Source organism: Vibrio sp. R-1 (assembly GCF_035615595.1).
GTDB classification, from domain to species: Bacteria; Pseudomonadota; Gammaproteobacteria; order Enterobacterales; family Vibrionaceae; genus Vibrio; species Vibrio cholerae.
This window is the reverse complement of the sequence record NZ_WPDC01000114.1, coordinates 1-9,498: the sequence shown is the minus strand read 5'-3', so window position 1 is coordinate 9,498 and position 9,498 is coordinate 1. Positions and strand designations below refer to the sequence as shown.

8 protein-coding genes are annotated in these 9,498 nt (G+C 49.5%); all 8 read left to right on the top strand.

The features are described 5' to 3' along the window. Nucleotides 1-220 precede the first annotated feature (220 nt). Nucleotides 221-1,222, top strand: a complete 1,002-nt coding sequence (gene cysP / locus GOU96_RS16035; protein ID WP_042988185.1) for a thiosulfate ABC transporter substrate-binding protein CysP — start codon at nucleotides 221-223, stop codon at nucleotides 1,220-1,222. 76 nt (nucleotides 1,223-1,298) lie between these two features. Then, nucleotides 1,299-2,150 (top strand): sulfate/thiosulfate ABC transporter permease CysT, encoded by an 852-nt coding sequence (cysT, locus tag GOU96_RS16030; protein ID WP_000531809.1) that lies wholly within the window; start codon nucleotides 1,299-1,301, stop codon nucleotides 2,148-2,150. A 10-nt stretch (nucleotides 2,151-2,160) separates the two neighbouring features. Then, complete coding sequence (gene cysW, locus GOU96_RS16025) at nucleotides 2,161-3,024, top strand: sulfate ABC transporter permease subunit CysW (RefSeq protein WP_000951359.1); 864 nt, start codon at nucleotides 2,161-2,163, stop codon at nucleotides 3,022-3,024. After that, complete coding sequence (locus GOU96_RS16020; protein WP_174499848.1) at nucleotides 3,021-4,151, top strand: sulfate/molybdate ABC transporter ATP-binding protein; 1,131 nt, start codon at nucleotides 3,021-3,023, stop codon at nucleotides 4,149-4,151. Before cysW ends, GOU96_RS16020 begins: the two co-directional genes overlap by 4 nt. A 166-nt stretch (nucleotides 4,152-4,317) precedes the next feature. Continuing rightward, the gene (pncC, locus tag GOU96_RS16015; RefSeq protein ID WP_174499849.1) at nucleotides 4,318-4,824 is read left to right on the top strand and encodes a nicotinamide-nucleotide amidase; all 507 of its coding nucleotides are present in this window, start codon (nucleotides 4,318-4,320) and stop codon (nucleotides 4,822-4,824) included. 133 nt (nucleotides 4,825-4,957) lie between these two features. Further along, nucleotides 4,958-6,022, top strand: a complete 1,065-nt coding sequence (recA, locus tag GOU96_RS16010; RefSeq protein WP_000344154.1) for a recombinase RecA — start codon at nucleotides 4,958-4,960, stop codon at nucleotides 6,020-6,022. Between the two features lie 132 nt (nucleotides 6,023-6,154). After that, entirely contained in the window at nucleotides 6,155-6,613 is a 459-nt protein-coding gene (gene recX / locus GOU96_RS16005; RefSeq protein ID WP_000006855.1) for a recombination regulator RecX, read from the top strand. 172 nt (nucleotides 6,614-6,785) lie between these two features. Continuing rightward, nucleotides 6,786-9,368, top strand: a complete 2,583-nt coding sequence (gene alaS / locus GOU96_RS16000) for an alanine--tRNA ligase (RefSeq protein WP_001961434.1) — start codon at nucleotides 6,786-6,788, stop codon at nucleotides 9,366-9,368. Nucleotides 9,369-9,498 lie beyond the last annotated feature (130 nt).

The window sequence follows — 9,498 nt, the reverse complement described above, 5'->3', positions numbered from 1 at the left end:
AGCTTCTGTTGATTGACGGCGCAAGCGTAAGGCGACTCTTTGCAAGCGGCGTTATTTTCATGTCAGCAGTATAAGAACGACTTTATCTTCGGCATACAATTTATTGCTAGAAATTATTCCAAAACGTTCTATTAATGTTCTTTTTTATAAACGATTTTCCTCATAATCTAGCAGCATAAAGGAAGCCATCTTGGCACTTGTGATTCTGGAGTAGAACAACATGAACCGAATTAAATCGACATTAACAGCGTTACTGCTAGCAGGCTCGTTCCAAGCCTCTGCGGCCGATCAAACCATTCTCAACTCATCTTATGATATTGCTCGTGAGCTGTTTGTGGCTTACAACCCTGTGTTTGCTGAGCATTGGCAACAAAAAACAGGGAAGACGGTCGAAATTAAACAGTCGCACGCTGGATCATCGGCTCAAGCGCGTTCTATTCTGCAAGGCCTAGCGGCGGATGTGGTGACGTTTAACCAAGTGACCGATGTGCAAATTCTGCACGACAAAGGCAAGCTGATCCCAGCAAACTGGCAAACCCTGCTACCAAACGCGAGCTCGCCTTATTACTCCACCACCGCATTTTTGGTGCGCAAAGGCAACCCAAAGAACATCCAAGATTGGAGTGATTTGGTACGTGATGATGTGAAAAGTGTGTTCCCGAACCCGAAAACCTCAGGTAATGCGCGTTACACCTACTTGGCAGCGCTAGGCTTTGCACAAAAACAATTTGGTCAGGATAACCAAGTGCAGCAAGATGAGTTTTTGAAGAAGTTTCTGGCTAACGTCGCGGTATTTGATACTGGCGGCCGTGGTGCAACCACATCATTCGTTGAGCGTGGGATTGGCGATGTGCTGATCACCTTTGAATCGGAAGTGAATAACATTCGTCAGCAATACGGTGCGGATGATTACCAAGTCGTCGTGCCGAAAACCTCGATTTTGGCTGAATTCCCTGTCGCGGTAGTGGAGAAAGTGGCAAAACGTAATGGGACTTATGATGTGGCGACCGAATACGTTTCATACCTGTACAGTGAGCCAGCACAGCGTTTGCTTGCACAATTTAACTACCGTGTGCACGATGCCAAGGTACAAGCTGAGTTTGCTGAGCGTTTTCCTGCCGTTGAATTGCTGACTGTGGAAGGGATCGCCGGTGGTTGGGAACAAGCGATGAAAACCCAGTTCGCCAATGGGGCTAAATTGGATCAACTGCTGCGCCGCTAATCTTGTCTGACATTTCTCTAGGTTGCCCAATGGATGGGCAACCTTAATTCCACCCTGATGTATCGAAAGAGGTTTTATGGGTCAAACGCTTGCACACTCTCGCCCGCGCCAGCAAAGGGTTTTACCCGGTTTTGCGTTGAGCCTCGGTGTCTCTTTGCTGTTTGTCAGCTTGATCCTGCTGCTGCCTGCCACTGGGCTTATCATGCAGACCAGCAACATGACCTTTAGCGAGTATTGGCAAGTGATTGCCGACCCTCGTGTGGTGGCAAGTTATAAAGTGACGGTTGGCTCGGCCTTGATTGCTTCACTGTTTAATGGCTTGTTTGGTTTGCTGCTTGCTTGGGTGTTGGTGCGTTACACTTTTCCCGGCAAACGTATTCTTGATGCGCTGGTCGATCTTCCTTTTGCGCTGCCCACTGCGGTGGCTGGGATTACCTTAGCAACGCTGTATTCGGCCAATGGCTGGATTGGTAGCGTACTTGCTGAGTTAGGGATCAAGGTCGCTTATACGCCACTTGGTATTATTGTGGCGATGGCTTTTACCAGTATTCCCTTTGTGGTGCGCACGGTTCAGCCTGTGTTAGAAGAAATTTCCCGTGAGGAAGAAGAAGCGGGCATGACGTTAGGCGCATCCGACGCCGCTGTGTTTTGGAAAGTGATTCTCCCTTCACTCAAACCCGCTTTATTGGTCGGAACGGCGTTATCTTTTACGCGCAGTTTAGGGGAGTTCGGAGCGGTGATCTTTATTGCTGGCAACATGCCTTACATCAGCGAAATTACCTCGTTAATGATCTTCGTGCGTCTGCAAGAGTTTGATTTCCCAGCGGCGAGCGCGATTGCCTCGGTTGTGCTGCTGACCTCACTTTTGTTACTGCTGATGATTAACCTCTGGCAAGGCGCTTATCTGCGTCGTATTCACGGACGATAGGAATCAGTTTATGGCACATTCTCAGCCTTTACGTGTCGGTGAAAAGCCGTGGGTGAAATGGAGTTTGATCGCATTGGCTCTGCTATTGGTGGCCGTGTTGCTGCTGATCCCACTGCTGAGCATTTTCCAACAAGCGTTTGCCAACGGCATTGGCGCTTATTTTAGTTACTTTAATGACCCCGATACGCGCCACGCGATTGGGTTAACGCTAGTGGTGGCACTACTGACAGTGCCAATCAATCTGGTGTTTGGTGTGCTGCTCTCTTGGCTAGTGACCCGCTTTGAATTTGTTGGTCGCAAGTTTTTGATCACCTTGATTGATATTCCGTTCGCTGTTTCTCCGGTGGTGGCGGGTCTACTTTACCTGCTGCTCTATGGCACCAGTGGCTGGTTGGGCGAATGGTTGTATGAGCGCGATCTGCAAATCATGTTTGCTTGGCCGGGCATTGTACTGGTGACTGTGTTTGTGACCTGTCCGTTTGTGGCGCGTGAGCTAATTCCACTTATGCAGCAGCAAGGACGTTCGGATGAAGAAGCCGCGGTGATTTTAGGCGCATCATGGTGGCAACTGTTTCGCCGAGTTACTCTGCCTAACATTAAGTGGGCGTTGATTTATGGCGTGATCCTCACCAATGCTCGCGCGGTGGGAGAGTTTGGCGCGGTAGCGGTGGTTTCTGGGAATATTCGTGGTGAAACCAATACCTTGCCTTTGCATGTACAGCTTCTGTACGAGGATTATCAGTCGCAAGCCGCTTTTGCTAGCGCTTCACTACTGGCGTTTATCGCCCTATTAACATTATTACTGAAAGCTTTGGTCGAGTGGCGTCAAGAGCGCCTTCAGGCGGTCGAGCATAATGAGCAGGGAACCTTATGAGCATTCGTCTAGATAATATCTCTAAACATTTTGGCCAGTTTCAGGCGCTTGCCCCGCTTTCTCTCAAGATTGAAGATGGTGAAATGATTGGTTTGTTAGGGCCATCTGGTTCCGGCAAAACCACATTACTGCGTATTATTGCTGGTTTGGAAGGAGCGGATTCCGGTACGATTCATTTTCGAAATCGTGACGTAACGAATGTGCATGTGCGCGATCGTCGAGTTGGCTTTGTGTTCCAAAACTATGCGCTGTTTCGTCATATGACGGTGGCCGATAACGTAGCGTTTGGCTTGCAGGTGATGGAGCGTGCTCAGCGTCCAAATCCGGCGGAAATTCAAAAGCGTGTGAAGCAACTGCTTGAAATCGTACAGCTTGGCCATTTGGCGCATCGTTATCCAGAGCAGCTTTCTGGTGGTCAAAAACAGCGTATTGCACTGGCTCGCGCACTGGCCACCCAACCTGAAGTGCTACTGTTGGATGAACCGTTTGGCGCTTTGGATGCCAAAGTGCGTAAAGAGCTGCGCCGTTGGCTGCGTAGCCTGCATGACGAGTTAGGTTTTACCAGCGTGTTTGTGACCCACGATCAGGATGAAGCCTTAGAGCTTTCCGATCGCGTGGTGGTGATGAGTAATGGCCGCATTGAGCAGATTGATTCACCCGTTGAGCTTTACGCTCAGCCCAATAGCCGCTTTGTGTTTGATTTCTTTGGGAACGTTAATCAGTTTGCGGGTGAGTGGCAAAATGGCCAGTGGGTCAATGGCTCTGCCTTTATTCAGCCACCAGAGAGTGACGCGACGCGTCAAAGTGGTTTGCTGTATGTGCGCAGCCATGAGTTGGCGCTGTCAGATAAAGAGAACAGCCAAGCCTCATTGCCGTTTGAAGTGGTCTCGATTAACCCAGTTGGGGCAGAAGTGCGCGTTGAGCTAGCGCCTGTCGGTTGGCAAAGCCAAGAGCTGTGGGAAGCCAAACTTTCACATCGCTCTTTAAGCGAAAAGTGCTTGAGTCGCGGCGATCAAGTCTTCGCCACACCGCAAGTGGGCTATTTCTTTGCCAGTGAAGGGCAAAGTAGCCCGAGCGTCCTACGCTGGCCATTCTTGGCTCCGGGTAGCTTGATGTTTGAAATCTGATGCTTGAAATGCGAGGGTTGAAATTAGACCGAGAAAGAGTGCCCAAGGGCACTCTTTCTATTTGGGACGATTGCAATTAGCGCCTAATTCGGTAGTTTAGCCTGCAGTTTTACCGAGCAAAATGAAACACCAGTGACACAATGAAACAGAAGCGAGAGGCAAGCGTATGAAAACACTACATTCCTTGAGTGAGCAGTTAGGAGGGCTACTGGCTAACCAGCAGCAGATCCTCGCTAGCGCAGAATCTTGCACCGGCGGTGGTGTGGCTTATTGGGTGACTGAAGTGGCTGGAAGTTCGGCATGGTTTGATCGCAGCTTCGTGACTTACAGTAATGAAGCTAAACAAGAAATGCTCGGTGTTCGGCAAGCAACATTACAACAATTTGGTGCGGTTTCTGAACAGACCGTTGAAGAGATGGCGCTTGGTGCGCTCTTGCATTCAAGGGCTACGCTAGCAGCTTCGATTAGCGGCATTGCTGGCCCCGGTGGCGGTAGTGCAGAAAAGCCAGTTGGCACCGTCTGCTTTGGCTTTGCCAGTGTTCAAGGTTGGCTCAAAGTGGAAACCTGCCATTTTGCAGGCGATCGCGAACAAGTGCGTCAGCAAGCCATAGCGCATGTGTTGCAAAGCTTGATTGAACATCTCGCAGCAGATCAGGTTCAAAACGTTAACTGAGCCAAACTTTTTTCTATACAGGGGTGGACACTGTACAAATCAACAGTATAATGAGCCCCAACATGACAAATCAGCGTCGACCCGATTTCGACACAATTACCTATCACCTGAGAGTGACTATCCGGAGAGAGTAATGGACGAGAATAAACAGAAGGCACTTGCGGCCGCCCTCGGTCAAATTGAAAAGCAATTTGGTAAAGGCTCCATCATGCGCTTAGGCGACAACCGCGCGATGGATGTAGAAACCATTTCGACCGGTTCTCTGTCTCTGGATATCGCGTTGGGTGCTGGTGGCCTACCAATGGGACGTATCGTTGAGATCTTCGGTCCTGAATCTTCGGGTAAAACGACACTGACTCTGGAACTGATTGCTGCTGCGCAACGTGAAGGTAAAACCTGTGCGTTTATCGATGCCGAGCACGCGTTGGATCCGGTTTATGCCAAGAAACTGGGCGTGAACATCGATGAGCTACTGGTTTCTCAGCCAGATACCGGCGAGCAAGCACTGGAAATTTGTGATGCACTGGCTCGCTCTGGTGCGGTAGATGTGATTGTTGTTGACTCGGTCGCGGCTTTGACACCAAAAGCGGAAATCGAAGGCGAAATGGGCGATAGCCACATGGGTCTGCAAGCGCGTATGTTGTCGCAAGCGATGCGTAAACTGACGGGTAACCTCAAGCAATCCAACTGTATGTGTATCTTCATCAACCAAATTCGTATGAAGATTGGTGTGATGTTTGGTAACCCAGAAACCACCACTGGCGGTAACGCACTGAAATTCTACGCTTCTGTTCGTCTGGATATTCGCCGTACTGGTGCAATCAAAGAAGGCGAAGAAGTGGTGGGTAACGAAACCCGTATCAAGGTTGTGAAGAACAAGATTGCGGCACCGTTTAAAGAAGCCAACACTCAAATTATGTATGGCCAAGGTTTTAACCGCGAAGGTGAATTGATCGATCTTGGTGTGAAACACAAGATGGTTGAAAAGTCAGGTGCTTGGTACAGCTATAACGGCGATAAAATCGGCCAAGGTAAAGCGAATGCCTGCAAGTATCTGAAAGAAAACCCAGAAATTGCGAAAACTCTAGATAAAAAACTGCGTGAAATGCTGTTAAACCCAGAAAACATGCAGCTGATAGCTGAAACATCTTCTGCGGCGGATGACGTCGAATTTGGCGCGGTGCCAGAAGAGTTTTAATCGGCAGGCTGAATGCAAAGAGGTTCAGCCTCTCAATCTCGATGTGAATGAAGCCCTGCAATGCAGGGCTTCTTTTTGGCTGCCAATTGAGTGAGTGACTCAAAACTCACCGTTAGCCTAATAGGGAGTTCCATGAGTTTCGACTTAGCCACTTGCCGACAAAGTGCCTTACAACTTCTGAGCCGTCGCGATCATAGCGAATATGAGCTATACCAAAAATTAGCCCTCAAAGGTCATCCTGCTGAAGTGATTGATGAGGTTGTGAAGTACGTTTTAGAGCTAGGGTATTTGAGTGATGCCCGTTACGCAGCGAGTCAGGCTCGACAAATCGTTCATAAAGGTTACGGTGAGCAGCGTTTGCGCCAGCAACTCAAAGAAAAGCGGGTCGCGGAAGAGGTGATTGAGCAAGCTCTTGCCGAGCAAACGATAGATTGGTTTGAACTAGCGAAAGAGGTCGCACACAAGAAATTCAAAAGCGGCATCAGCCACGAGCGCTCGCAATACGCCAAACAAGTTCGGTACTTACAGTACCGTGGTTTCAACTTTGAGCAAATCCGTTATGCGCTTCAAGCCAGTGAGAGTGATGAGTAATCGCTTTCACCCTCTACATTCCGCTTATTAATCTCGCTCTGGATTTTATGCATCTTGGTTGAGCTGCCGCTCGCCACACATTCAGTTTGCTGAAGAGAAGAAACTAGGCGAACTGTTATCCTTGCTTTACAATAGCGCAAAATTCTAACTTGAGTATTTCAGGAAGAGCTGCATGTTTATGAGCACGGATGAGGTGCGCCGCGCGTTCCTCTCATTCTTTGAAAGCAAAGGTCACCAAATTGTAGAAAGTTCTTCTCTGGTGCCTGCTAACGATCCGACCCTGCTGTTTACCAACGCAGGGATGAACCAATTTAAAGACTGTTTCTTGGGCTTGGAAAAGCGCGCTTACACTCGCGCGACGACGGCTCAACGTTGTGTCCGCGCGGGCGGCAAGCACAACGACCTAGAAAACGTCGGTTTCACCGCACGTCACCACACTTTCTTCGAAATGCTGGGTAACTTCAGTTTCGGTGACTATTTCAAAGAAGATGCGATCCAGTATGCATGGGAGTTTCTGACTGACGTTCTGCAACTGCCGAAAGAGCGCTTGTTAGTCACGGTTTATGAAACCGATGACGAAGCCTTTGATATTTGGAATAAGAAAGTGGGTATTCCTGCTGATCGCATTATTCGCATCGGCGATAAAAAAGGCGGCAAGAAGTTCGATTCGGATAACTTCTGGCAGATGGGTGACACTGGTCCTTGCGGTCCATGTACTGAAATCTTCTACGACCACGGTGACCACATTTGGGGTGGACCTCCAGGCTCACCTGAGGAAGATGGCGATCGTTTCATCGAAATCTGGAACAACGTTTTCATGCAGTTCAACCGCCATGCGGATGGCACGATGGAGCCGCTACCTAAGCCGTCTGTGGACACGGGCATGGGTATTGAGCGTATTTCCGCGATCATGCAAGGCGTGCACTCCAACTACGAAATCGACGTATTCCAAACGCTGATCAAAGCAGCCGCAGACGCAATTGGTTACCAAGATCTGACTAATCAGTCTCTGCGCGTTGTCGCGGATCACATCCGTTCATGTGCCTTTTTGATTGTGGATGGCGTGATGCCTTCGAATGAAGGTCGTGGTTATGTGCTGCGCCGTATCATTCGTCGTGCAGTTCGTCATGGCAATAAGCTCGGTGCGCAAGGTGCATTCTTCCACAAGTTGGTGGGGCCATTGGCAGAAGTGATGGGCACCGCTGGCGCTGAGCTGAAAAAGCAGCAAGCTCTGGTTGAAAAAGTCCTTCGCATTGAAGAAGAAAACTTTGGTCGTACTCTTGATCGCGGTATGAGCATTCTGAATGACGCACTGGATCAACTATCAGGCCAAGTGCTGGATGGTGAAACCGTCTTCAAACTCTACGACACCTACGGCTTCCCTGCGGATTTAACCAATGATGTGGCGCGTGAGCGTGGCTTTAGCATTGATGAAGCGGGTTTTGAACAAGCGATGGAAGAGCAGCGTCAACGCGCTCGTGAAGCCGGCCAATTTGGTACGGATTATAATTCGCTGATCAAATCCGCCACCAATACCGAATTCTGCGGTTACACGGCGAGTCGTGGCCAAAGTGTGGTACGCGAAATGTTCGTGGAGGGCGCGGAAGTTTCTACGCTGTCAGCCGGTGATAAAGCCATCATCGTACTAGACAACACGCCATTCTACGCAGAATCAGGTGGTCAATGCGGCGATACTGGCGTTTTGAAAACCGACGCAGGTATTTTCCATGTTGAAGATACTCAAAAATTAGGTAACGCGATTGCGCATCACGGTGTGCTCGCTCAAGGCGTATTGGCGACAGGCGATCAGGTGGACGCCATCGTCGATGAAAAGCGCCGTGCGGCAATTTCGCTGAACCACTCGGCGACTCACTTGTTGCATGCTGCACTACGTAAAGTGCTGGGTGAACACGTGGCGCAGAAAGGCTCTCTAGTGCGTGCGGAAACCTTGCGTTTTGACTTCTCTCATCTTGAAGCGATGACGCCAGCTGAGATCAAAGAAGTGGAGCGTTTGGTGAACCAAGAGATCCGCCACAATCACAACATCGAAACCAACATCATGAATATTGATGAAGCGAAAGCGAAAGGTGCGATGGCGCTGTTTGGTGAGAAATATGATGATCAAGTGCGCGTGCTGTCGATGGGCGACTTCTCAACTGAGCTGTGTGGTGGTATCCACGCAAGCAACACAGGCGATATTGGCCTGTTCAAAATCATCTCTGAAGGGGGTATTGCTGCGGGTATTCGCCGTATTGAAGCGGTGACTGGTGAAGGCGCATTAGATTACCTCGACGCACAGCAAGCACAGCATGATGCCAAAGTGTCTGAAATGGCGGCAAAAGCCAAACTGCTGGAGAAAGAGATCCAACAGTTGAAAGATAAGCTGGCGGCGAAAGAGAGCGCGGGTCTTATCAACCAAGTTAAGCAGATCGCAGGTGTTAACGTACTGGTTGCGCAGCTCAACGGTGCAGACAACAAAGCGCTACGTGGCATGGTAGATGATCTCAAAAACCAATTAAGCAGTGGCATCATCATGCTGGGTAATGTGGCTGAAGGCAAAGTTGGCCTAATTGCGGGCGTAACCAACGATTTGACCAATAAAGTCAAAGCGGGTGAGCTGGTCAACATGGTCGCACTACAAGTCGGTGGTAAGGGTGGTGGCCGCCCAGACATGGCTCAAGCTGGAGGGACAGATGCTCACGCTCTGCCATCGGCCTTAGAGTCTGTCGACGCTTGGATTGCCGAGCGTCTATAACAGTGATAAATAGATTACGCTCAATCAATATTTGTTGATTGAGCGTAATTTTATCTGGTCTACCAAGTGGTTTAATTGGCGCAAATATATACCCTTCCTACTTGCAGCTGAAGCGGTGTTGGCTACGTTC